This is a genomic window from Burkholderia sp. KJ006 (genome assembly GCF_000262695.1).
Lineage (GTDB): Bacteria > Pseudomonadota > Gammaproteobacteria > Burkholderiales > Burkholderiaceae > Burkholderia > Burkholderia vietnamiensis.
Genome location: NC_017921.1, coordinates 1,818,827 through 1,839,869, shown reverse-complemented (window position 1 = coordinate 1,839,869; position 21,043 = coordinate 1,818,827). Strand labels below are relative to the sequence as shown.

Sequence of the window (21,043 nt, the reverse complement as noted above, 5' to 3'; positions counted from 1 at the left end):
CCCCGATGCGAGCGAGAGTACTGTTTTGTATGGATTGGTGTTAAATGTAATGGCGTGCGCGCTCGGGGCGGGCACGAAAGGGGACGCACCGCGGGGCCTGTCGACGCGGGGCGATAAAGGGTGCACATAAAACCAACGAATCGGGCGCAATAGCCCGGTCGAACTGACGGCAGCATTCATATTGAATATCGAACCGCAAAGTTCTCGCTACAGCGCCGGGCTCGCAGCGGAAGTACTCGCGTCCGAGCAGAGTGTGCTGCGGCTGATCACGCGCAACACGCCGCTGCCCGAGTTGCTCCTCGAGGTATGCCGGCGTGCCGAGGCGTTGCTCGGCGACGGGGCGGCCTGCTCGATCCTGCTGCTCGATGCGGATGGCATCCACATGCACGTCGGCGCGGCGCCGTCGCTGCCTGAACAGTACAGCGCCGCGATCGAAGGCCTGCCGATCGGGCCGGCCGTCGGTTCGTGCGGCACGGCGATGCACGAACGCCGGATGGTCGCCGTCGAGGACATCGAAACCGATCCGCTCTGGGCCGACTATCGTGCGCTCGCGCTGTCGTTCGGCCTGCGCGCGTGCTGGTCGGTGCCGTTTCTCGACGACGCGGGCACCGTGCTCGGCGCGTTCGCCGTCTACCATCACGAGCCGCGGCGTCCGACCGACACCGAAACCGACCTGCTGCGCGATATCGGCAATAGCGTCGGCCTCGCGGTGCACCAGGATTCGATCGCTCGGCAACTGGTGCGCAGCGAGGAACATCATCGGCTAGTGGTGAACAGCCTGAACGAAGGCATCCTGGTCGTGTCGCACGACGGCGTGGTGACTGCGTGTAATCCGAGCGCGCACCGGATGATGCGCGTGAAGGGCGATCTGGTCGGGCGCCGGCTGTCGACGGTGATTCTCTACAAGGTGCACGAGGACGGCACGTCGATCGCGCCGGACGACTGGCCGAGCCGGCGCGCGCTCGTCACGGGCGCCTCGCAGCTCGACTATGCGGCGGGCTTCGGGCTCGCGGACGGCGACATCATCTGGGTGCGCGGCAACGCGGTGCCGATCGTCAAGCCGGGCGCGACGCAGCCGGAATCGGTGCTGTTGTCGTTCCACGACATCGGGCCCGTGCGCGAGGCGCAGCAGCAACTGCGCTATCTGGCGACGCGCGATGCGCTGACCGGCCTGTACAACCGGCGCTGGCTGTCCGAGCGGATGCGCGAGCTGTTCGGCAAGCGCGACCCGGTTGCCGGGCCCGTGCGCGTCGCGGTGCTGTTCATCGATCTGGACGGCTTCAAGAAGGTCAACGATACGGCCGGCCACGACGCCGGCGACGCGCTGCTGCGCAGCGTCGCGGCGCGGCTCGTCGTATGCGGCAGCGGCCGCCATGCGCTCACGCGCGTCGGCGGCGACGAGTTCGTGATCCTCGTCGAGGACTGCGACGATCCCGACGCGCTGGCCGCGCTCGCGCGCGAGGTGATCGACGCGATCGCGAAGCCGTTCGAGATCGCGAACAACGAGTACTGGCTCGGCGTGTCGATCGGCATCAGCGTCGCGCCGCGCGACGGCGACGACGCGGCCACGCTGATGCGCAACGCCGATTCCGCGATGTACGACGCGAAGCAGCGCGGTCGCAACCACTTCACGTTCTTCACCGCGCAGCTGAACCTGCGGCTGCAGCGCCGCTTCGCGATCGAGCAGTCGCTGCGCCGCGCGATCTCGTCGGATGCGCTGCGGCTCGCGTACCAGCCGGTCGTCGACGCGCGCAGCGGCCGCACGGTCGGCGCGGAGGCGCTGTTGCGCTGGACCAGTCCGGAGCTCGGCCCGCTGTCGCCGGCGGAGTTCATCCCGGTCGCGGAAGACACGGGCCTGATCGTCGCGATCGGCCAATGGGTGCTCGAAACGGCCTGCCGGCAGGCCGCCGAATGGCGCCGCACGATCGCGCCCGACATGATGCTGTCCGTCAACCTGTCGCCGCGGCAGTTCCACGAGGGCCTCGTCGAATCGGTCTACCGCTGTCTCGCGCTGACGAAGCTCGATCCGCGCGCGCTCCAGCTCGAAATCACCGAGGGCGTGCTGATGAACGACACGGAAACCGTGCTGCCGATGCTCGAAGCGCTCGCGGACCTGAACGTGCGGATCTCCGTCGACGACTTCGGCACCGGCTATTCGTCGCTCGCTTACCTGAAGCGCTTCCCGCTGCACAACCTGAAGGTCGACCGTTCGTTCGTGTCGGGCGTGCCCGATCACCGCGACTCGGTGGCGATCACGCAGGCCGTCGTCGCGATGGCGCACTCGCTCGGCATGAAGGTGACCGCGGAAGGCGTCGAGACGCAAGCGCAGTCGCGGTTCCTGCAGCAGATCGGTTGCGACATGCAACAGGGCTACCTGTTCGACCGGCCGCTCGAAGCGGCCGACTACGCCCGCCGCCTCGTCACCGCGTAGGCGAGCGGTCGGGATCGCTGCCGGGCGCCGACGGCGCCCGCGGCGCCGGCGTGGGTTGCGCATCCACGTCGACGCGATTCTTGCCGCCGTGCTTCGCGCGATACAGCGCGCGATCGGCCGCTTCGATCAGGAAGGTGGCCGGCACGCCCGGCGCGGGCACGATGCTCGCGCCGCCGATGCTGATCGTCACGTAGCGTCCCGTCGACGAATGCGTGTGCTCCAGCCGCAACGCCTCCACCGCGAGGCGGATCTTCTCGCCGAGCAGCCGCGCGGCGCCCGGCGTCGTGGCCGGCATCACGACCGCGAACTCCTCGCCGCCGAAACGCGCGGCGAAATCGCCCGACTGCGCGAGACAGCGCTCGATCGTCGTGGCTACCTGCCTGAGCACGCCGTCGCCCGACACGTGCCCGTACGTGTCGTTGTACAGCTTGAAGTTGTCGACGTCGATCATCAGCAGCGACAGCTCGCTGCGCTCGCGCGCGCCGCGGCGCCATTCGGCGGCCAGATATTCGTCGAGGTAGCGGCGGTTCGACAGCCCGGTGAGGCCGTCCGAGTGCGTGAGGCGCCGCAGTTCCAGATTGGCCTCGAGCAGTTGCTGCTGCGACTGCCGCAACGCGCGATAGGCCTCGTCGCGCTGCAGCAGGTTCATGTACGAGCGCGAGTGATAGCGGATCCGCGCGACCAGCTCGATGCGGTCCGGCAGTTTGACGAGGTAGTCGTTCGCGCCGCACGCGAACGCCGTGCTCTTGATCGCCGGGTCTTCCTGGGTCGACAGCACGATGATCGGCACGTCGCGCGTCGCCGGGTTCGCGCGGTACGCGCTCACGAGGCTCAGCCCGTCCGCGCCGGGCATCACGAGATCCTGCAGGATCACCGTCGGGCGCGTGTCGATCGCGACGGCCAGTGCGTCGTCCGAGCGCGGGCAGTAGTGGAAGTCGATCCCTTCCTCGTCGACGAGTGCGCGCCGGATCGCCTCGGCGACGATCGTCTGGTCGTCGACCAGCAGAACCATCGCCGGGGTGTCGGCGGTCGGCGTGCGCGGCCCGCGCGCAGTGTCGAGCGCCGCATGCGAGCCGCCGGGCGGGCGGGTGAAGTCACTGGTCATGATCGATGCCGGATTGCGCGATGGCTGAGGGAGTGTGGCGGCGTTTCATCGGGATCGGATCCGCGCGAACGCGGCCGGTCGGCCGGCGCTCGCGCCTGCATGCCGGCGCGGCGCGCCAACGGTTGCGCGCGAGACCGCCGAACGCTGCGGCAGGCGGGCCGCGCAGCGCGCCATTATCGCGCCGGATGCGGGAACGTGCCGGATGCCCGCGCAGGCACGACGCGATGTCGCACGCGGGTCGGGGTTGCCGGCCGACGCGCCGCCTCGGCGGCGCGGCTCGGGTCAATGGCTGCGCGCGTACCCCTGGATCAGCGCGCGCATCATCCCTTCGACGGTCGCGTCGCGCAGATCGGCCTCCTGCTCGGATGCCTCGACGAGCGCGGCGTACGCGGTGGCGAGCGTCACGCGGTCGACCTCGTGGCGCTGCTCCATCAACGTCACCATCCCGTCCTTCGCCAGATGAGCGGAGAACGCGCGGCTGCCGATGGTCTGAAATACGTCGATCATGGCGGCTCTCCCATACGTTGCGATGCTTTCCAGTTTAGGGCATGTTCCCTTGCCCGGCGGGCGCAAAGGCTCGTTCGCAAGCCCGTTATCAGCGTGAACATGCCCTGGTCGCCGCACCGGTGCCGCGCCACGCGGCCCGGCGTGCGCCCGTGCCGGCGCGGCGCGCCGCGCACCGACGCCATGCGACCGCCGCAGCCTGCCGACGGCGCGCCGCCGCCGCGTGCCGGCACGCTTCAACGTTTACCCGAAGCCGCAAATCATCGACTTTTTATCGATAAATTCTCGTGTTAGATTTTGCCGCCTGAACCCGTTCGAAACCGGGCCTGCGGCGTGCCGGGACGGCGCCGCGCATCCAACGGAAGGAGCGGCAATGCTGGTGCTGATTGGGGTGCCGATCGTGGTGATCGGTTTCGCGCTGCGCTTCAACGCGCTGCTGGTCGTCACGATCGCCGGGCTCGCGACGGGGCTGGCGGGCGGGATGGACATCGTCGGCATCGTGAGCGCGTTCGGCAAGGCGTTCGCCGAGAACCGCTACATGGGCCTCATCTGGCTGACGCTGCCGGTGATCGCGCTGCTCGAGCGCAACGGACTGAAGGAGCAGGCGAAGCGGATGATCTCGCGCGTGCACGCGGCGACGACCGGGCGCGTGCTGATGCTGTACTTCGTGCTGCGCCAGGTGAGCGCCGCGCTCGGCCTCACGTCGCTCGGCGGCCACGCGCAGATGGTGCGGCCGCTGATCGCGCCGATGGCCGAGGCCGCGGCGGTCGGCCGCCACGGCGAGCTGCCGGAGTCGGTGCGCCAGCAGATCCGCGCGCACGCGTCGGCGGCCGACAACGTCGCCGTGTTCTTCGGCGAGGACATCTTCATCGCGATCCAGTCGATCCTGCTGATCAAGGGCTTTCTCGAACAGAACGGCATCTCGATCGAGCCGCTGCAGCTGTCGGTGTGGGCGATTCCGACCGCGCTCGCCGCGCTGCTGATCCATTGCGCGCGGCTCGCGCTGCTCGACCGGCGGCTCTCGCGCGGCTTCGGCGCGTTCGCGCGGGAGGGCGCGCGATGATCGGCCTCGAACCGCTGTACACGGTGGCCGGCGCGACGTTCGCCGCGTTCGCATGCTTCAACCTGATGGACCGCACGAACCCGCGCCGCGTCGTCAATTTCGCGTTCTGGGCCATCTATGCGCTGACGTTCCTGTTCGGTGCGCTGCTGCCGCACTTCGTGACGGGCTGTCTCGCGATCGCGCTGGCGCTGATCGCCGGCTCGGGCAAGCTCGGCCGCGGCAAGTCCGACGAAGCCGGCGAGGCGGCGGCCGCGCGGCGCGCGGCGAACGCGCTGCGCTTCGGCAACAGGCTGTTCCTGCCCGCGCTGCTGATTCCCGTCGTCACGCTGATCGGCACGTTCGTGCTCAGGCTCGTGCCGTTCGTCGAACCGAAGAGCGTGACGCTGATTTCGCTCGTGCTCGGCACGCTCGTCGCGTTCGCCGTCGCGCTCGCGATGCTGCGCGATTCGCCCGTTCATGCGCTGAAAGAGGCGCGTCACACGATGGACGCCGTCGGCTGGGCCGCGATCCTGCCGCAGATGCTCGCGGCGCTCGGCGCGCTGTTCGCGCTCGCGGGCGTCGGCGGCGTGGTGTCGGGGCTCGTGCGCGACTGGGTGCCGGTCGATTCGCCGTTCGCGGTCGTTGCCGCATACACGGTCGGGATGGCGCTGTTCACGATGATCATGGGCAACGGGTTCGCGGCGTTCCCGGTGATGACGGCCGGCATCGGCCTGCCGCTGATCGTCCATCAGTTTCACGGCAACCCGGCGATCCTCGGGGCGATCGGGATGCTGAGCGGCTTCTGCGGTACGCTGATGACGCCGATGGCCGCGAACTTCAACATCGTGCCGGCCGCGCTGCTGGAACTGAAGGACAAGAACGGCGTGATCAAGGCGCAGTGGCCGACCGCCGTGCTGCTGCTGGCCGTCAATACGCTGCTGATGTACGCGTTCGTATTCCGCTACTGACGAGACCCCATGACCGACCGACTGACTGCCGAGCTGGCCGCGAAATTCGCGTCGCTCGCGCTCGCGCACCTGACCCGCGAATATCCGAACAAGCTCACGCACGAACTCGCCGGCCCGCACGACGTGCAGGGGCCGCGTGCGCTGCACCCGATCTTCTACGGCAGCTACGACTGGCATTCCTGCGTGCACGGCTACTGGCTCGTGCTGCGCGTGCTCGAGCGCTATCCGGCGCTGCCGCAGGCCGCGCAGATCGTCGCCGTCGTCGATGCGCATTTCACCGACGCCAACGTCGCCGGCGAACGCGCGTATCTCGCGCTGCCGCACAACAGCGGTTTCGAGCGGCCCTATGGTTGGGCGTGGCTGCTCGCGCTGTCCGGACAACTGGAGCGGCTCGCGCTGACCGGCGCGGTGCCGCAGGCGGCGCGCTGGGCGAAGACGATGGCGCCGCTCGCCGACTTGTTCGTGTCGCGCTTCGAGACGTTCCTGCCGAAAGCGACCTATCCGCTGCGCGTCGGCACGCACTTCAACACCGCGTTCGCGCTCGCGCTCGCGCATGATTTCGCGCGCGCCACGCGGCGCGACGGGCTCGCCGCGCTGATCGCCGATACCGCGAAGCGCTGGCATCTGAACGACGTCGCGTGCCAGGCGTGGGAGCCGTCGGGCGACGAGTTCCTGTCGCCCGCGCTGATGGAGGCGGAGCTGATGCGGCGCGTGCTGCCGGCCGCCGACTTCGACGGCTGGTTTGCACGCTTCCTGCCGGATCTCGCGCGCGGCGAACCGGCGACGCTGTTCGTGCCGGCGACGGTCAGCGACCGCAGCGACGGCAAGATCGCGCATCTGGACGGCTTGAACCTGAGCCGCGCGTGGTGCCAGCGTTCACTGGCGCACGCGCTGCCGGAACATGACGTGCGGCGCGCGAAACTGCTGGATGCGGCCGAGCGCCATCTGTCGAGCGCGCTCGCGCACGTGGCCGGTGACTACATGGGCGAACATTGGCTCGCGACGTTCGCGTTGCTCGCGATCGAAGCGTAATCTCCATCGCGGTGAGCGGTGAGCAGGGCGGCCCGCAAGCCGCCCCGCGCCATCGCCCGCCGCTCGCGCTTACTGATAGAAGTTGAGCGTGACCATCGCCGAGCGGCCCGGCGCCCACGTCGCGTAGATCGGATACGCGCTCGCGTAATACTGCTTGTCGAACAGGTTCTGCACGTTCAGCTGCACATCCATCGTCTTGTTCACGCGCCACGTTGCCGCGGCGTCGAAGCGCGCGTAGCCGGGCGTCCACTTCTTCACGGTCGACGATACCGAGGCGTAGGTCTTGCTCATCACCGTCGCGCCGGCACCGAGCGTCAGCTGCGGCAGCACGTCGTAGCTCGTCCACAGCGTGAAGTTGTGCTTCGGCACCATCACCATCGGCAGGCCCGACGCGCCGGGGCTGCCGGGGCCCGCATCGGTCGTGATCGCATTCAGGTACGAGTAGCCGCCGAACACGCGCCACTTGCGCGTCAGGTTGCCCGCGAAGCCGAGCTCGACGCCGCGCACGCGCTGGCTGCCCGCGTTGACCGTATGGCCGAGCCCGTCGCTCACGCGCGCATTGGTCTTGTCGGTCTGAAACAGCGCCGACGTCAGCGACAGCTGATCCTGCAGCACGTCCCACTTCGCGCCGACCTCGATGTTGCGCGAGCGCTCGGGTGCGAGATCCTGGTTCGTCGCGGTGATCTGGTCCGAGCCGCCGCCGAGGCCCGCGTTCGAGCCCGGCGGGTTCGACGACGTGCCGTACGACGCGTACAGGCTCACGTTCGTCACCGGCTTGAACACGAGGCCGAACTGGTAGCTGAACAGGTTCGACGTATTCGACAGGTCGGCGACGCCGGCCTGCTTGCCGGTCGTGTCGTAGCGGTCGAAGCGCAGCCCGGTGTTGAACTGCCAGCGCTCGGACAGCCTGACCGTATCGAAGATGTACGCCGACACGGTGTCGGTGCGCGTGTTCGTCGTCGCGCCGGGGAAGCCCTTGTCGCCGTTCAGCACGATGCTGCCGGTCCACGGCATGTTCGGGTTCCAGCCGCCCGCGAGCGGCGTGCAGTTGCCGGCCACCGAGCACGGGCCGCCGGTGCGGATGTTGTGGCCGGCGGCATCGGACACCAGATAGCCCTCGTAGCGCGACTGCTCATGGCTGAACTCGACGCCGGCCGTCATCGTGTGCTTCATTCCGAACAGTTGCGCGCTGCCGGTCACTTCGGTCTGGTTCGCGATGCTGTTCAGCGCGTACTTGCCGCTCTTCGCCTGCAACGCGATCAGGTTTGGATTCGACGCGAGGATCTGCGGGTTCGTCGCGACGTAGTCGAGCGTCGAGCGCCCGAACATCGTCGTGTTCTTCAGCTTCCACGCGTCGTTGAGGCGGTGCTCGACGCGCACTTCGCCGGTGTCGGTCTGGCCGTAGCGGTAGTCGCGCGTGTTCAGCCCGAAGAACCGGCCGCGATCGGTCGGCACCGGCGTGCCACCCGACGCGCGGAACGGCACGCTGAAGTCGGGCATGTCGTACGAGTTCATGTGGTAGTAGCTGACCGTGACGGTAGTCGGCGTGTTCAGCCCGAACACGACCGACGGCGCGACGCCCCAGCGCTTGTTGTACACGTCGTTGCGGCCGGGCTGGTTCGCGTCGTGGCCCATCACGTTCAGCCGCACGGCCGTCGTGTCGCCGATCTTGCGGTTCGCGTCGAGCGTCGCCCGCTTGTAGCCGTCGGTGCCGAAGCCGATGCTGCCGTTGACGAAGTTGTCGTTCTGCGGCGTCTTCGTGACGATGTCGATGCTGCCGCCCACCGAGCCGCGGCCCGCGTACACGGAGTCCGGGCCCTTGATCACGCTGATCTGCTCGACCGCGAACGTCTCGCGGTTCTGCACGCCCGAATCACGCATCCCGTCGACGAAGATCGAGTTGCGCGATTCGAAGCCGCGGATCACCGGACGGTCGGCCGACGGGTTCGCGGCCGCGTCGCCGCCGAGGAACGTGATGCCCGGCACCGAGCGCAGCGCGTCCGCGAACGAGGTGACGTTCTTCTCCTTGATCAGCTGCTCGGGAATCACCGTGACCGAGCGCGGCGTGTCGAGCAGCGGCGCGGTGAACTTGTACGACGGCGAACGCTTCACCTGCATGTCCGACAGCGCGGACGACTGCACCGCGATGGTCGGCAGCGTCGCCGACGGCGCGGGCGCTGCGGAACCGGAGGAATCGGTCGAAGCAGTGGACGGAGCCGAAGCGGCGGCGGTTTCCGCGCGCGCGAGTAGCGGCGTCAGGAACACGGAGCAGGCGAGTGCGGACACGACGGCACGAGGCCGCGTCTTGAACGGGACGGACATGGCGAGAGGCAGCGAAAGTAGCGTGAATCGGACGCGTCGTCGCGACACGGCCGGCCGCGGCCGTCGTGTCGGAAAACGTCAATACAAATGCGTATGATTCGCATTAGCGATGGCGATTGTACGGAGCGGTAGGAAATATGTAAACAATCGTATTGTTCCGCAACGAAATCGTCATACTCACGGCGCGGAGCGCGGCGACGGCTTTGCGCATCGCGCAAAGCCGCTTTCCATCGGTGGGCGCTGCGCTCGAACGGCGAGTCGATACACTGCCGTACCGGTTGCACGGGCCCCGGCGAATCAGGCCCCGACGAAGGAGACAGTAGAAGATGGACACCCAACGCGCAGCGGTCGTCACGTACCGCGGCAATGCGATCGAGAACACGCACGTCGCCGATATCGCGGTGGTGGATGCGCACGGCAAGTTGTTGTTCCAGTTCGGCGATCCGTTCCGGGTGACGCTCGCGCGTTCGGCGGCGAAGCCGGCGCAGGCGTTGTCCGTGATCGAGACGGGCGCGCCCGAGCGCTTCGGTTTCGACGACGCCGACATCGCGCTCATGTGCGCATCGCACAGCAGCGAGGAGCGGCACATCGCGCGCACGCGCGCGATGCTGGCGAAGGTCGATGCGCACGAGTCGGACCTGCGCTGCGGCGGCCATGTGCCGCTGTCGGATGAGGTGTACCGCTCGTGGATCAAGCGCGACTACACGCCCACCGGCGTGTGCAGCAACTGTTCGGGCAAGCACGTCGGCATGCTGGCCGGCGCGCGCGTGCTCGGCGCCGCGATCGCCGACTACCATCTGCCCGAGCATCCGATGCAGCTGCGCGTCAAGCAGGTGCTCGCCGACGCGTGCGGGCTGCGCGAAGACGAGGTCGACTGGGCGATCGACGGCTGCAATCTGCCGACCCCGGCATTCCCGCTCGACCGGCTCGCGCGTCTCTACGCGTCGCTCGCCGACAGCGCGGATGCGGTCGAAGCCGGCAGCGTCGCGACCACCGATCGCGTGCGCGCGCTCGCGCGCATCCATCGGGCGATGACGGCGCATCCGGAGCTGGTCGCCGGAGATGGCCGCTACTGCACGGTGCTGATGAACGCGTTCGAAGGGCAGGTGGTCGGCAAGCTCGGCGCCGATGCATGCTACGGGATCGGCGTGCGCGCCTGCGCACGCACGCGCGAACTCGGCGCGCAGGGCGCGCTCGGCATCTCGGTCAAGATCGGCGACGGCAACATCGACGTGCTGTACATGGTCGTCAGCGAGTTGCTCGAGCGGCTGGGGATCGGCACCGACGCGCAGCGCGCGCAGCTCGCCGCGTTCCATCGGCCGCGCATGCTGAACACGCAGGGTGTCGAAGTCGGGCACGCGCGCTTCCCGTTCGAGCTGCAGCCGGCCTGACGCGAGCCGCCGCGCCGGGCGCGGGAAGCGCTCGGCCGCTGCACGCGCCGTGGAGCCCGGTATCCGAACGGACCATGGCGATGTCGCTGCCGCTGACCCTGACGCGCGCATGCCCGGCGCGACGCCGGCCATGCGATTGCACGGCCGCCGCCGCGCCGGTTACGCGAGCGCGTCGCGAATCTTCATCAGCTCGACCTCCGACAGCTCGCCGATGTGCGCGAGATGTTCGGCCAGAAAGTCCTTCAGCACGCGCAGCTTCGCCGAGCTGCGCCGGTTCGCCAGATACGCGATGTAGATGTAGTCGCCGGTCAGCTTGTTGTGCAGCCGGTAGCGCGGCAGCACGGCCTCGAGCCGGCCGCTCGCGAGCAGGTCGCGCACCAGCCAGATCTCGAACTCGGCGATGCCGAGCCCCGCGCAGGTCGCGTCGAGCAGCAGCTCCGAGTGATCGGTGACGAGGTTGCCGGCCGGCAGCACGCTGTGCCGCTCGTCGCCGCGCACCAGTTCCCAGCGCGGATCGCCGTCCGGATGCACGTAGCGCAGGCAATTGTGCTGCTGCAGATCCTGCGGCGTCGCCGGTCGCCCGCAACGGTCGAGATAGCCGGGCGTCGCGCACAGCACGCTGTCGTTGCGCGACAGCCGGTGGACGACGAGATTGTCCAGATAGTTCTCGCCCTCGTGGATGTCGAGATCGAAGCCGCCGGCGACCAGATCGTTGTGGTTGTCGGTGAGCCGCACGTCGAGCTGGATCGTCGGGTAGCGCGCGAGAAACGGCGCGATCAGCGGCGCGAGATGGCGGCGGCCGAACGCGACCGGCGCGGTGAGCTTCAGCGGCCCGCTCGGCTGCGCGTTCAGCTCGGCGACGACGCGCAGCGTGTCGTCGAGATCGGCGATCAGCGTGACCGCGCGCTCCAGGTAGATGTGGCCGGCCTCGGTCAGCGTCACGCTGTGCGTCGAACGATGCAGCAGCGCGACGCCGAGCGCGTCCTCGATCGCGGTGATCTTGCGCGCGACCGTCGACGTCGACACGCGCATCTCCTTTGCCACCGCGGAAAAGCTCCCCATTTCGACGACCCGCACGAACGCGCGCATCGCGCCGAGGTGATCGATGCCGGTGTCTCTCGCCATGGTGTTCATCCGCCTCCTGCTGTTGCGTTCCACGCAAAACCGCTTTCGATAATACAGAAACGAGCATCACTCTGCAAAGGCATAGAATGCGATCCCGCGCGTCGGACAGCGGTGCACGCCGCCGTTTTCGGCAGCGCAACGAGACAACAGGAGGGACACCATGACGGAACGCGGCTTTCGCGTCGAAGCGGATCTATTAGGGCAGCGAAACGTGCCCGACTCGGCGTACTACGGCGTCCATACGCTGCGCGCGCAGGAGAACTTCGACATCTCCGGGCGCACGATCGCGTCGCTGCCGTACCTCGTCGTCGCGCTGGCGGCGGTCAAGGAAGCGGCCGCCGACGCGAACTGCGAGCTCGGGCTGCTGCCGCGTGCGTATCGCGACGCGATCGCCGCCGCCTGCGCCGAAATCCGCGACGGCCGCCTGCACGACCAGTTCGTGGTCGACGTCATCCAGGGCGGGGCGGGCACGTCGACCAACATGAACGCGAACGAGGTGATCTGCAACCGCGCGCTCGAAATCATGGGGCATGCACGCGGCCAGTACGAACATCTGCATCCGAACGAGCACGTCAACCTCGCACAGAGCACCAACGACGTCTACCCGACCGCGATCCGCATCGCGACCTGCTTCGCGGTCGAGCAACTGCTCGAGGCGATGGCGCACCTGCGCGACGCGTTCGCGCAGAAGGCCGACGCATTCGCCGATCTGCTCAAGCTCGGCCGCACGCAGTTGCAGGACGCGGTGCCGATGACGCTCGGCCAGGAGTTCTCGACCTATGCGGTGATGGTGAGCGAAGACATCGCGCGCCTGCAGGAGGCCGGCTGGCTGATGCGCGAGATCAACCTCGGCGCGACCGCGATCGGCACCGGCATCACCGCGCATCCCGACTATGCGGCGAAGGCGCTGGCCGCACTGCGGCGCATCACCGGCCTCGACCTGAGCACCGCGCCGAACCTGATCGAGGCGACGCAGGATTGCGGCGCGTTCGTGCAGATGTCGGGCGTGCTGAAGCGGATCGCCGTCAAGCTGTCGAAGATCTGCAACGACCTGCGGCTGCTGTCGAGCGGCCCGCGCGCCGGCTTCGGCGAGATCAATCTGCCGCCGGTGCAGGCCGGCTCGTCGATCATGCCGGGCAAGGTGAACCCGGTGATTCCGGAGGTCGTGAACCAGGTCGCATTCGAGGTGTTCGGCAACGACCTGACCGTGACGTTCGCCGCCGAGGCCGGCCAGCTGCAGCTCAACGCGTTCGAGCCGGTGATCGCCAGCGCGCTGTTCCGCAGCTTCGGCCATCTGAGCGCGGCCTGCACGACGCTCGCCGATCGCTGCGTGAGCGGCATCACCGCGAACCCCGAGCGGCTGCGCGACACGATGGAGCGCTCGGTCGCGCTCGCCACCGCGCTGAACCCGTACATCGGCTACAAGCGCGCCACTGCCGTCGCCAAGGAGGCGCACGAGAGCGGCAAGTCGATTCGCGAGGTCGTGCTGGAACACCGGCTGATGACCGATGCGCAACTCGACGACGCGCTGCAACCCGAAGCGCTGATCCGCCCGCGCGCTTACTGATTTCGGCCACGCGGCGCCGGCGCCTGCCGCCGGCCGCCCGCGCGCCGTTCCCGCGGCGCCGCGTCGGCGGCGCGACACATCAAGAAACGGAGACACACCATGAAGCACGTCAGCGAGCGCGCGCCGGCCAAGGCCGGCGGCGCGCAACCCCGCGATGCCGAGCGCGACGCGATGTTCGCGTCGCACGAGGCCGGCTATGAACAGAAGCTCAAGCCGCGCCACGTGCAGATGATCGCGATGGGCGGTGCGATCGGCACCGGCCTCTTTCTCGGCGCGGGCGGGCGCCTGCAGAGCGCGGGGCCCGCGCTCGCGCTCGTCTACCTGGTGTGCGGCGCGTTCGCGTTCCTGATCATGCGCGCGCTCGGCGAGCTCGTGATGCACCGGCCGACCAGCGGCTCGTTCGTGTCGTACGCGCGCGAGTTCATGGGCGAGCGCGCGTCGTTCGTCGCGGGCTGGATGTACTACCTGAACTGGGCGACCACCGGCATCGTCGACATCACCGCCGTCGCGATCTACATGAAGTACTGGGCGGTGTTCACCGACGTGCCGCAATGGGTGTTCGCGCTCGGCGCGCTGGGCATCGTGTCGGTGATGAACATGATCGGCGTGAAGGTGTTCGGCGAAATGGAATTCTGGTTCTCGATCGTCAAGGTCGGGACGCTCGCGCTGTTCCTCGCGGTCGGCGCGGTGTTTCTCGCGAGCGGCCATCCGGTCGCCGGGCAGATGCCGGGCCTGCATCTGGTCGCCGATCACGGCGGGATCTTTCCGCACGGCATCCTGCCGGCCGTGCTGATCGTGCAGGGCGTCGTGTTCGCGTATGCGAGCATCGAGCTCGTCGGCGTCGCCGCGGGCGAGACCGCCGACGCGCGCAAGGTGCTGCCGAAGGCGATCAACAGCGTGATGTGGCGCATCGCGCTGTTCTACGTCGGCTCCGTCGTGCTGCTGACGATGCTGCTGCCGTGGACCGCGTACAGCGCCCACGAAAGCCCGTTCGTGACGTTCTTCAGCAAGCTCGGCGTGCCGTACGTCGGCACGGTGATGAACGTGGTCGTGCTCACCGCCGCGCTGTCGAGCCTGAACTCGGGCCTGTATTCGACCGGGCGCGTGCTGCGCTCGCTCGCGATGGGCGGCTCGGCGCCGCGTTTCGTGTCGCGGATGAATGCGCGCGGCGTGCCGTACGGCGGCATCCTCGTCACGGTCGCGGTCAACGCGCTCGGCGTGCCGCTGAACTACATCGTGCCGGCGCAGGCGTTCGAGATCGTGCTGAACATGGCGTCGCTCGGCATCATCACGACCTGGGGCTTCATCGTGATGTGCCAGATCCTGTTCCGCCGCGCGGTCGATCGCGGCGAGCTGAGCCCGGTGTCGTTCCGGATGCCCGGCGCGCCGTTCACGTCGTGGCTCACGCTCGGATTCCTGGTCAGCGTGCTGGTGCTGATGGCGTTCGACTATCCCGGCGGCACGTGGACCGTCGCGATGATTCCGGTCGTCGTACTCGCGCTGGTGGTCGGCTGGAAGCTCGCGAAGCGCGGCGCGGCGCGCGATGCCGCTGCTGCGGCCCAGGCTGCCTCGCCGATCGCCGCCGATCCCGCGGGCAGCGTCTGACGATGCCGGCCGCGCGCGCCGGCGCCCGGCCGGCCCACCGCGCTCAGTTCAAGCCGAACCGCGCACCGATCCATTGGCTGAAATCGGCCGCCATCTGCGCGGTGAGTTCGTGGCCGGCGTCGTAGCGCCACGTGTCGTGCGCGACGCCGAGCGCCGTCAGCTTCGCGTCGGCCGTGTCGGCCCATGCGAGCGGCAGCTTGTCGTCGAAGCGGCCGTGCATCACCAGCGCGTGCAGCGGCTTCAACGCGTCGCGCGGTGCGATCAGCGGATCGATTTCCGGCAGGATGCGCCCGCACAGCACCGCGAACGCGGCGACGTCGGACGGCGACGTGAGCGCGACGCTCGCGCTCATGATGCCGCCCTGGCTGAAGCCGGCGATCGCGACCGGCAACGCGGCGGCTTGCTGCGCGGCGTCGCGCGCGCGTAGCGCGCGCAGCAGCGCGATCAGCTTCAGGCGGCTCGCATCGGCGCGGGCCGCGTCGATTTCCGGGCCGTTCGGGCCGAAGCGCACCGGAAACCATGCATGCTGGCCTGGCCCGAACGCCAGCGGCGCGCGCAGGAACGCGATTTCGATGCGCGGGTCGATCGTATCGGCCAGGTTCAGCAGATTGGTTTCGTTGCCGCCGACGCCGTGCAGCAGCAACAGGCGGCCCGCCGGGCGGCCGACGGCCGCGCGCAGCCGGTAGTGGAGGCCCGATTCGGGGTCGGTGGTCAGCTGGGCAACGTCGGTCATCGCGTGGGTCCGGTAGCGAAACGATCCGACAGTCTATGCCGCGCAGCCGGCAGAGTGAACCGCCGGATGGTGATTGATCCTTTCCCGACAGGAATGAATGCCGTCCGGCATCGCGGCCGGCGCTGCGTCGCGCGTATTGCGAATCAGCCACCGGAAAACTGCCGCCAAATGTCCGGCCGGCAGCCAGCCGACCTCGACGATTTGCAGGCGTTCTGCCGGAATCGACACCATTTGAATTGCCGAATTACGAATGGAAAGCGAATATCCGAATTCGCCCGTCGCCGCGCTGAAAGGAGATGGCGAACCCTTGCCGGATAACGATTAACGGCCGATTCCGTCGGAACTTTAGGAATTCGGCTGCGCAATTAATCATTGCAATTTCATCAACGATCCATTGATTTCCGGTCATCGGACCGTCATACACCATCCCCGATAATTCGCCGCTCATATTCTTTCAATAGACCAGAGGGCGATTGAAGCCGGATCGCTGCGGGGAGCTGTACTCATGACCATTCGTCATCGCATTACGCTGCTAGTCGTCCTGACGTTCATCGCGCTGTCCTCGATCGGCGCGTACGCCGTGTACCAGACGCGCAAGAGCGCCGCCGAGGTCCGTCAGGTTACCCAGGGAATCGTGCCGAGCGCGCTCGCGTCGGCGGATCTCGTCGCCGACGTGAAGAACATCCAGATCGCGACGATGACGCTGGTGTACGCACCGGACCCGCAAACCGCCTCGCAGGCGCGCGACGAGCTGAAGGCGAAGCAGGCGGCGCTGCGCGCCGCGCTCGACGCGCAGGCGAAGTCGGCGGTCGGCCAGGCGCAGCAAGGGCTCGTCGCGCAGGCGCGCGACAGCGCCGCGAACTACTTCGCCGCGATCGACGACACCGTCAAGATGAAGGCCGACGGCAAGGCGGAGATGGCGCAGGCGTACCTGTTCGCGAACGTCGCGCAGTATCGCGACGAACTCGAAGGGATCGTCGACACGCTGCGCATCGAGAAGAACCGCCAGAAGGACGACGCGATCAGCGCGCTGAACGGCATGCTGGCGACCACGGCGACCGCGATCGCGGGCGTCGCGGGTACGGTCGTCGTGCTGCTGACGGCGCTCGGCTTCGTGCTGTACCGCCAGATCACGCGCCCGCTGAGCCGGATGCAGACGATGATGAGCGAGATCGCGACGAGCCAGGACTTCACGCGGCGCGTGCCGGTCGGGCGGATGGACGAGATCGGTCACTCGATCGTCGCGTTCAACGGGATGATCGAGAAGATCCAGCAGAACGCCGCGCAGCTGAAGCAGAAGACGGCCGACATCCAGGCGATGCTGCAGAACATGCAGCAGGGGATCCTGACCGTCGTCGAAGGCGCGCGCGTGCACGGCGAGTATTCGGCGTATCTGGAAACCATCTTCGAGACCGACGACATCGCGGGCCGCGACCTGATGGCGCTCGTGTTCGACGATTCGAGCATCGGCGCCGACGCGCGCTCGCAGGTCGAAGCGGCCGTGCACGCGTGTCTCGGCGAGGACAGCATGAACTTCGCGTTCAACGAGCACCTGCTCGTCAACGAAGTCGCGAAGCGGATGCCGGACGGCCGCGAGAAATGGCTCGACCTGAGCTGGTCGGCGATCACCGACGACACCGACACGGTCGTGCGGCTGATGCTGTGCGTGCGCGACGTGACCGAGATTCGCGAGCTGACCGCGCAAGCGGGCGAACAACAGCGCCGGCTCGAGATGATCGGCGAGATCCTGTCGATCAGCCAGGACAAGTTCCACGACTTCGTGCACAGCGCGAAGGGCTTCCTCAGCGAAAACGAACGGATGATCCGCCAGCACGAGCGCGCCGATCATTCGATCGTCGCCGCGCTGTTCCGCAACATGCACACGATCAAGGGCAATGCGCGCACGTACAGCCTGCAGCACCTGACCAACATCGTGCACGAGGCGGAGCAGGCGTACGAATCGCTGCGCCGCGCGGACGGCGGCCCCGAATGGAACCGCGATGCGTTGATGGAAGACCTGGCCCGCGTGCGCGACGCGGTCGACCATTACGCGACGATCAACGCGGTGACGCTCGGCCGCGACGGCGAGCCGGTGCCGCGTGACGGCGCCGACTACCTGATGGTGGAGCGCGCGCATATCAGCGAGAGCCTGCGCATGCTCGACGGCGCCGATCCCGCGAACGCGAGCGACTGGCTCGCCGCGCGCGATTCGGTGCGCCGCCTGCTGAGCCAGTTCGGCACGCAGCGGATCGGCGATGCGCTGGGCGGCGTGATCGAATCGCTGCCGTCGCTCGCGGCCGAGCTCGGCAAGCCCGCGCCGGTCGTGCATATCGACAGCAACGGGCAGCGCGTGCGCAGCGAGATCGGCGCGACGCTGAAGAACGTGTTCATGCATCTGCTGCGCAACGCGCTCGACCACGGGATCGAAACGTCCGACGAGCGGCGCGCGGCCGGCAAGCCGGTGGCCGGCACGATCGACATCGCGGTTGCCGCCGACGGCGACGCGCTGCGCTTCGTGCTGCGCGACGACGGCCGCGGTCTTGCGCTCGCCCGCATCCGCGCGATCGCGCGCGAGCGCGGCTGGATCGACGCCGGCAACGACGCGGCGATGAGCGATGAAGCCGTGGCCGAGCTGATCTTCCGGCCGGGCTTCTCGACCGCGCGCGCGGTGACCGAAGTGTCGGGGCGCGGCGTCGGGATGGACGCGGTGCGCAATTTTCTGAAGCGCGACGGCGGCGACATCGCGCTGCGCTTCACCGACGATCGCGTCGGCGCGTCGTATCGCGCGTTCGAGACGATCGTGTCGCTGCCGGCGCGTTTCGCGGCCGAGGGCGACGGCCGGGACGTCGAGTCGCACGCGCGCGCCGGCATCGCGAACGTCGACGCAGCGGAGTGAACGTGCAGGCGTGGATGATTCCGGTCGGCGCCGCTCTGAGCGGCGGCGTGGCGGCCGCGTTGATCGCCTTCATCGTCGCGCGGGTGTTGCGCGCGCGTTCCGCAGCCGCGATCGCGAGCGAAACGCACGCATTGCGCGACGCGCTGAACGCCGCCGACGCGCGTGCCGACGCGGCCGTCGCCGCGCATGCGCAGGCGGCGCTGGCCTGGACGCAGCGGGAAGCGGAGCTCGAACAGGCGCTGGCGCGCGAGACGGCCGGCGCCGACGAGCGGCGCGACGCGCTGCAGGCGCTCGCGGCCGAGCGCGCGGCGCTGTCGCAGCACGCGACGAAGCTCGCCGACGAAGCCGCGCGGCTGCGCGGGCTGGCCGGCACGTTCGAGCGCTGGCACGAGCAGATGATCTCGCTCACCACGCAGAACCAGGACATGCGCGCGAAGAACCAGGAGCTGTCGGCGATCGTCGCGCACGTGTCGATCGTGTCGTTGAACGCGTCGATCGAAGCGGCGCGCGCCGGCGCGGCCGGGCGCGGCTTCTCGATCGTCGCGAGCGAGGTGCGCGGGCTGGCGGCGCGCTCGCAGCAATTGTCGAACAGCTATCGCGACAGCCTGAACCGCAACGACCTCGTGACGGCCGCGACGTTCCAGGACATCCAGGCCGGCGGCAAGATGATCACCGCCGCGCTGGCAACCGTCGAGACGCTCGCGGCGCAACTGCACGCGCGGCTCGAAGGAGCGGCGGCGTGATCAGTGCGCAGGCGCGTGCCGGCTTCGAGCGGATCTTCTTCGATGCGGCGCGCACGCGGCTCGCGGGCGGCGGCCCATGCGAGATCCGGCCGGTCGCGCACGATGCCGGGCGCGCACCGGACGATCCGTCGCGCACCCAGCGGCGCGCCAAGCCCGATGCGCGCGAGCAGGTCGTCGTGCTGACGATCTCGGCCTTGCATTTCCGTCTGCTGCTCGCGCTGCGCTTTCGCGACGATGCGCCGACGCAACGTCATTTCGCCGCGACGACGCCCGGAGCGAGCACGCAGCGGCCGCTGGCCGAAGCGTTCATGGAAGTCGCGAACCTGTGCTGCGGCGCGATCAACCAGGCGCTCACCGCGCCATTTCCCGATCTCGGGATGTCGACGCCTTATCTGCTGAGCGGCGAGAGCGTCGATTACCTGGCCGCGCTGCATCCCGCTCACACGGCCGCGTACGACGTGACGCTCGACGGCGACGTGCGGATCGGCGCGACGCTCTGCGTGTGCGCGAACGCGCCGGTGGATTTCCACGTGCCGGAAGCGGCTGCGGTGGACACGGGCGGCGAGCTCGAACTGTTTTGACCGAATCCGAGGATTATCCGAGATGACCGTGGACCAACCCGTCAGCAAGGTGCTCGTGCTGGACGACAGCCGCGCGCATGCCGCGACGATCAAGCGCTTTTGCGACGAGCACAACCTCGTGGGCCTGACCGTGCGCCGCAACCGCCTGTTGCAGGTGCTGCGCTCGAACATCGATCTCGGCGCGATCCTGCTCGCCGAAGACTACGGCGGCTCGCCGGCCGAGAGCGCGATCGTCGCGACGCAGATCGACGCGCTGCGCCCCGAGTTGCCGATCATCCTGCGCCGCGCGGCGGATGCGTCGCGCGACGGGCTGCCCGATGCGCTCGCGCGCGTCGCGTGCGCGGCCTACGTCGCCGATGACCTGACGCCGCTCAAGCGCGCCGTCGACGAATACCTGTTCGGCCGCGATTACCCGAACGCGCTCGTGCGCGGCATCGCGGAGATCACCGAGGCGCGCCTCGACGGCCTGTTTCCGGGGATGGCGATCGAATGCGACACGCCGTGCATCGTGCGCGACCAGATCATCTTCGGCGAAGTGTTCAGCCTGATCGCGCTCGAAAGCGCGTGGTGCCGCGGCTACATGCTGCTGCAGACGAGCGAGCAGCCGCTGCTCGACATGATCGGCGGCACGCGCGACGACGGCCGCGCACCCGATTTTCGCGACGTCAACAGCGTGCTCGGCGAATTGACGAATCTCGTGTGGGGCGCGTTCAAGGACCGCTATCTCGGCGACGCCGACGCGCTCGCGCGCCATCCGGTGCAGGTGCCGCTCGTCGTCAATCACAAGCAGAAGTTCATCTCGTTCGGCGGCGATTGCCCGCAGCTGTGCTTCAAGTATCGCGTGACGGACCGCGCGTCGGGCCGCGCGGTGCAGCTCGATCAGCGCTTCGTATTCAGCTTGAGCTGGTCGCCGGAGGATTTCCGCGAAACGGTGCACGACGTCGGGCCGATGGTCGAGTCGGGCGAGCTCGAACTGTTTTGAACATTGAAGTCGGCAA

The 21,043-nt window shown here is 68.4% G+C and carries 17 protein-coding genes; 11 read left to right on the top strand and 6 right to left on the bottom strand.

Annotated features, from left to right (window positions below; all coding sequences use genetic code 11):
* Positions 1 to 181: 181 nt before the first annotated feature.
* Complete coding sequence (locus MYA_RS22095; RefSeq protein ID WP_041494171.1) at positions 182 to 2,431, top strand: putative bifunctional diguanylate cyclase/phosphodiesterase; 2,250 nt, start codon at positions 182 to 184, stop codon at positions 2,429 to 2,431.
* Here MYA_RS22095 and MYA_RS22090 read toward each other — a convergent pair.
* Together MYA_RS22090 and MYA_RS22085 are read right to left on the bottom strand one after the other, a co-directional pair.
* Positions 2,421 to 3,536: a diguanylate cyclase domain-containing protein gene (locus tag MYA_RS22090; protein WP_014725125.1), complete on the bottom strand. Its 1,116-nt coding sequence runs from the start codon at positions 3,534 to 3,536 to the stop codon at positions 2,421 to 2,423. The genes MYA_RS22095 and MYA_RS22090 overlap by 11 nt on opposite strands.
* Positions 3,537 to 3,818: 282 nt before the next feature.
* Positions 3,819 to 4,043: a hypothetical protein gene (locus MYA_RS22085; RefSeq protein WP_006399758.1), complete on the bottom strand. Its 225-nt coding sequence runs from the start codon at positions 4,041 to 4,043 to the stop codon at positions 3,819 to 3,821.
* Between the two features lie 370 nt (positions 4,044 to 4,413).
* Here MYA_RS22085 and MYA_RS22080 point away from each other — a divergent pair, with 370 nt between their 5' ends.
* The 3 genes from MYA_RS22080 to MYA_RS22070 are packed head-to-tail and all read left to right on the top strand — an operon-like array spanning position 4,414 to position 7,082.
* Entirely contained in the window at positions 4,414 to 5,103 is a 690-nt protein-coding gene (locus MYA_RS22080) for a DUF969 domain-containing protein (protein ID WP_011881919.1), read from the top strand.
* Positions 5,100 to 6,050 carry a DUF979 domain-containing protein gene (locus tag MYA_RS22075; protein WP_041494170.1) on the top strand — a complete coding sequence of 317 codons (951 nt, stop codon included), beginning with the start codon at positions 5,100 to 5,102 and terminating at the stop codon, positions 6,048 to 6,050. Before MYA_RS22080 ends, MYA_RS22075 begins: the two co-directional genes overlap by 4 nt.
* 9 nt (positions 6,051 to 6,059) lie before the next feature.
* Positions 6,060 to 7,082 (top strand): DUF2891 domain-containing protein, encoded by a 1,023-nt coding sequence (locus MYA_RS22070; protein ID WP_014725122.1) that lies wholly within the window; start codon positions 6,060 to 6,062, stop codon positions 7,080 to 7,082.
* A gap of 69 nt (positions 7,083 to 7,151) precedes the next feature.
* On the opposite strand, the gene MYA_RS22065 is transcribed toward MYA_RS22070, so the two are convergent.
* Positions 7,152 to 9,404 (bottom strand): TonB-dependent receptor, encoded by a 2,253-nt coding sequence (locus MYA_RS22065; RefSeq protein ID WP_041494169.1) that lies wholly within the window; start codon positions 9,402 to 9,404, stop codon positions 7,152 to 7,154.
* 326 nt (positions 9,405 to 9,730) lie between these two features.
* Here MYA_RS22065 and MYA_RS22060 point away from each other — a divergent pair, with 326 nt between their 5' ends.
* The gene (locus MYA_RS22060) at positions 9,731 to 10,795 is read left to right on the top strand and encodes an asparaginase (RefSeq protein ID WP_014725119.1); all 1,065 of its coding nucleotides are present in this window, start codon (positions 9,731 to 9,733) and stop codon (positions 10,793 to 10,795) included.
* 159 nt (positions 10,796 to 10,954) lie between these two features.
* Here the strand turns inward: MYA_RS22060 and MYA_RS22055 are convergent, their stop codons facing one another.
* On the bottom strand, positions 10,955 to 11,929 hold the full coding sequence (locus MYA_RS22055; RefSeq protein ID WP_011881924.1) for a LysR family transcriptional regulator: 975 nt from the start codon (positions 11,927 to 11,929) through the stop codon (positions 10,955 to 10,957).
* Positions 11,930 to 12,080: 151 nt separating this feature from the next.
* On the opposite strand from MYA_RS22055, the gene aspA reads away from it, so the two are divergent.
* Both aspA and MYA_RS22045 read left to right on the top strand, forming a co-directional pair.
* On the top strand, positions 12,081 to 13,487 hold the full coding sequence (aspA, locus tag MYA_RS22050) for an aspartate ammonia-lyase (RefSeq protein ID WP_011881925.1): 1,407 nt from the start codon (positions 12,081 to 12,083) through the stop codon (positions 13,485 to 13,487).
* Positions 13,488 to 13,586: 99 nt separating this feature from the next.
* Positions 13,587 to 15,092, top strand: a complete 1,506-nt coding sequence (locus MYA_RS22045; protein ID WP_014725118.1) for an amino acid permease — start codon at positions 13,587 to 13,589, stop codon at positions 15,090 to 15,092.
* Between the two features lie 43 nt (positions 15,093 to 15,135).
* Here MYA_RS22045 and MYA_RS22040 read toward each other — a convergent pair whose 3' ends face one another.
* The gene (locus MYA_RS22040; RefSeq protein ID WP_011881927.1) at positions 15,136 to 15,825 is read right to left on the bottom strand and encodes an alpha/beta hydrolase; all 690 of its coding nucleotides are present in this window, start codon (positions 15,823 to 15,825) and stop codon (positions 15,136 to 15,138) included.
* 33 nt (positions 15,826 to 15,858) lie between these two features.
* Entirely contained in the window at positions 15,859 to 16,056 is a 198-nt protein-coding gene (locus MYA_RS22035) for a hypothetical protein (protein ID WP_014725117.1), read from the bottom strand.
* A 274-nt stretch (positions 16,057 to 16,330) separates the two neighbouring features.
* Between MYA_RS22035 and MYA_RS22030 the strand changes: the two genes are divergently transcribed.
* From MYA_RS22030 to MYA_RS22015, 4 genes are read left to right on the top strand one after another with little or no spacing between them, the layout of a single operon-like run.
* Positions 16,331 to 18,721 carry an MCP four helix bundle domain-containing protein gene (locus MYA_RS22030; RefSeq protein WP_014725116.1) on the top strand — a complete coding sequence of 797 codons (2,391 nt, stop codon included), beginning with the start codon at positions 16,331 to 16,333 and terminating at the stop codon, positions 18,719 to 18,721.
* A 2-nt stretch (positions 18,722 to 18,723) separates the two neighbouring features.
* A complete protein-coding gene (locus MYA_RS22025) occupies positions 18,724 to 19,464 on the top strand; it encodes a methyl-accepting chemotaxis protein (protein WP_226092216.1) in 741 nt (246 codons plus the stop codon).
* The gene (locus tag MYA_RS22020; RefSeq protein WP_011881930.1) at positions 19,461 to 20,045 is read left to right on the top strand and encodes a hypothetical protein; all 585 of its coding nucleotides are present in this window, start codon (positions 19,461 to 19,463) and stop codon (positions 20,043 to 20,045) included. The genes MYA_RS22025 and MYA_RS22020 overlap by 4 nt, the downstream gene beginning before the upstream one ends.
* 22 nt (positions 20,046 to 20,067) lie before the next feature.
* Complete coding sequence (locus MYA_RS22015) at positions 20,068 to 21,027, top strand: chemotaxis protein CheX (protein ID WP_014725114.1); 960 nt, start codon at positions 20,068 to 20,070, stop codon at positions 21,025 to 21,027.
* The last annotated feature ends 16 nt before the right edge of the window (positions 21,028 to 21,043 follow it).

Bases quoted from the DNA above. Each gene is read 5' to 3' on its own strand.
- MYA_RS22045 (WP_014725118.1), top strand. From the start codon at position 13,587: ATGAAGCACGTCAGCGAGCGCGCGCCGGCCAAGGCCGGCGGCGCGCAA.
- MYA_RS22080 (WP_011881919.1), top strand. From the start codon at position 4,414: ATGCTGGTGCTGATTGGGGTGCCGATCGTGGTGATCGGTTTCGCGCTG.
- MYA_RS22030 (WP_014725116.1), top strand. From the start codon at position 16,331: ATGACCATTCGTCATCGCATTACGCTGCTAGTCGTCCTGACGTTCATC.
- MYA_RS22060 (WP_014725119.1), top strand. From the start codon at position 9,731: ATGGACACCCAACGCGCAGCGGTCGTCACGTACCGCGGCAATGCGATC.
- MYA_RS22040 (WP_011881927.1), bottom strand. From the start codon at position 15,825: ATGACCGACGTTGCCCAGCTGACCACCGACCCCGAATCGGGCCTCCAC.
- MYA_RS22085 (WP_006399758.1), bottom strand. From the start codon at position 4,043: ATGATCGACGTATTTCAGACCATCGGCAGCCGCGCGTTCTCCGCTCAT.
- MYA_RS22055 (WP_011881924.1), bottom strand. From the start codon at position 11,929: ATGAACACCATGGCGAGAGACACCGGCATCGATCACCTCGGCGCGATG.
- MYA_RS22065 (WP_041494169.1), bottom strand. From the start codon at position 9,404: ATGTCCGTCCCGTTCAAGACGCGGCCTCGTGCCGTCGTGTCCGCACTC.
- MYA_RS22090 (WP_014725125.1), bottom strand. From the start codon at position 3,536: ATGACCAGTGACTTCACCCGCCCGCCCGGCGGCTCGCATGCGGCGCTC.
- MYA_RS22035 (WP_014725117.1), bottom strand. From the start codon at position 16,056: ATGGTGTCGATTCCGGCAGAACGCCTGCAAATCGTCGAGGTCGGCTGG.
- aspA (WP_011881925.1), top strand. From the start codon at position 12,081: ATGACGGAACGCGGCTTTCGCGTCGAAGCGGATCTATTAGGGCAGCGA.
- MYA_RS22070 (WP_014725122.1), top strand. From the start codon at position 6,060: ATGACCGACCGACTGACTGCCGAGCTGGCCGCGAAATTCGCGTCGCTC.
- MYA_RS22075 (WP_041494170.1), top strand. From the start codon at position 5,100: ATGATCGGCCTCGAACCGCTGTACACGGTGGCCGGCGCGACGTTCGCC.
- MYA_RS22015 (WP_014725114.1), top strand. From the start codon at position 20,068: ATGACCGTGGACCAACCCGTCAGCAAGGTGCTCGTGCTGGACGACAGC.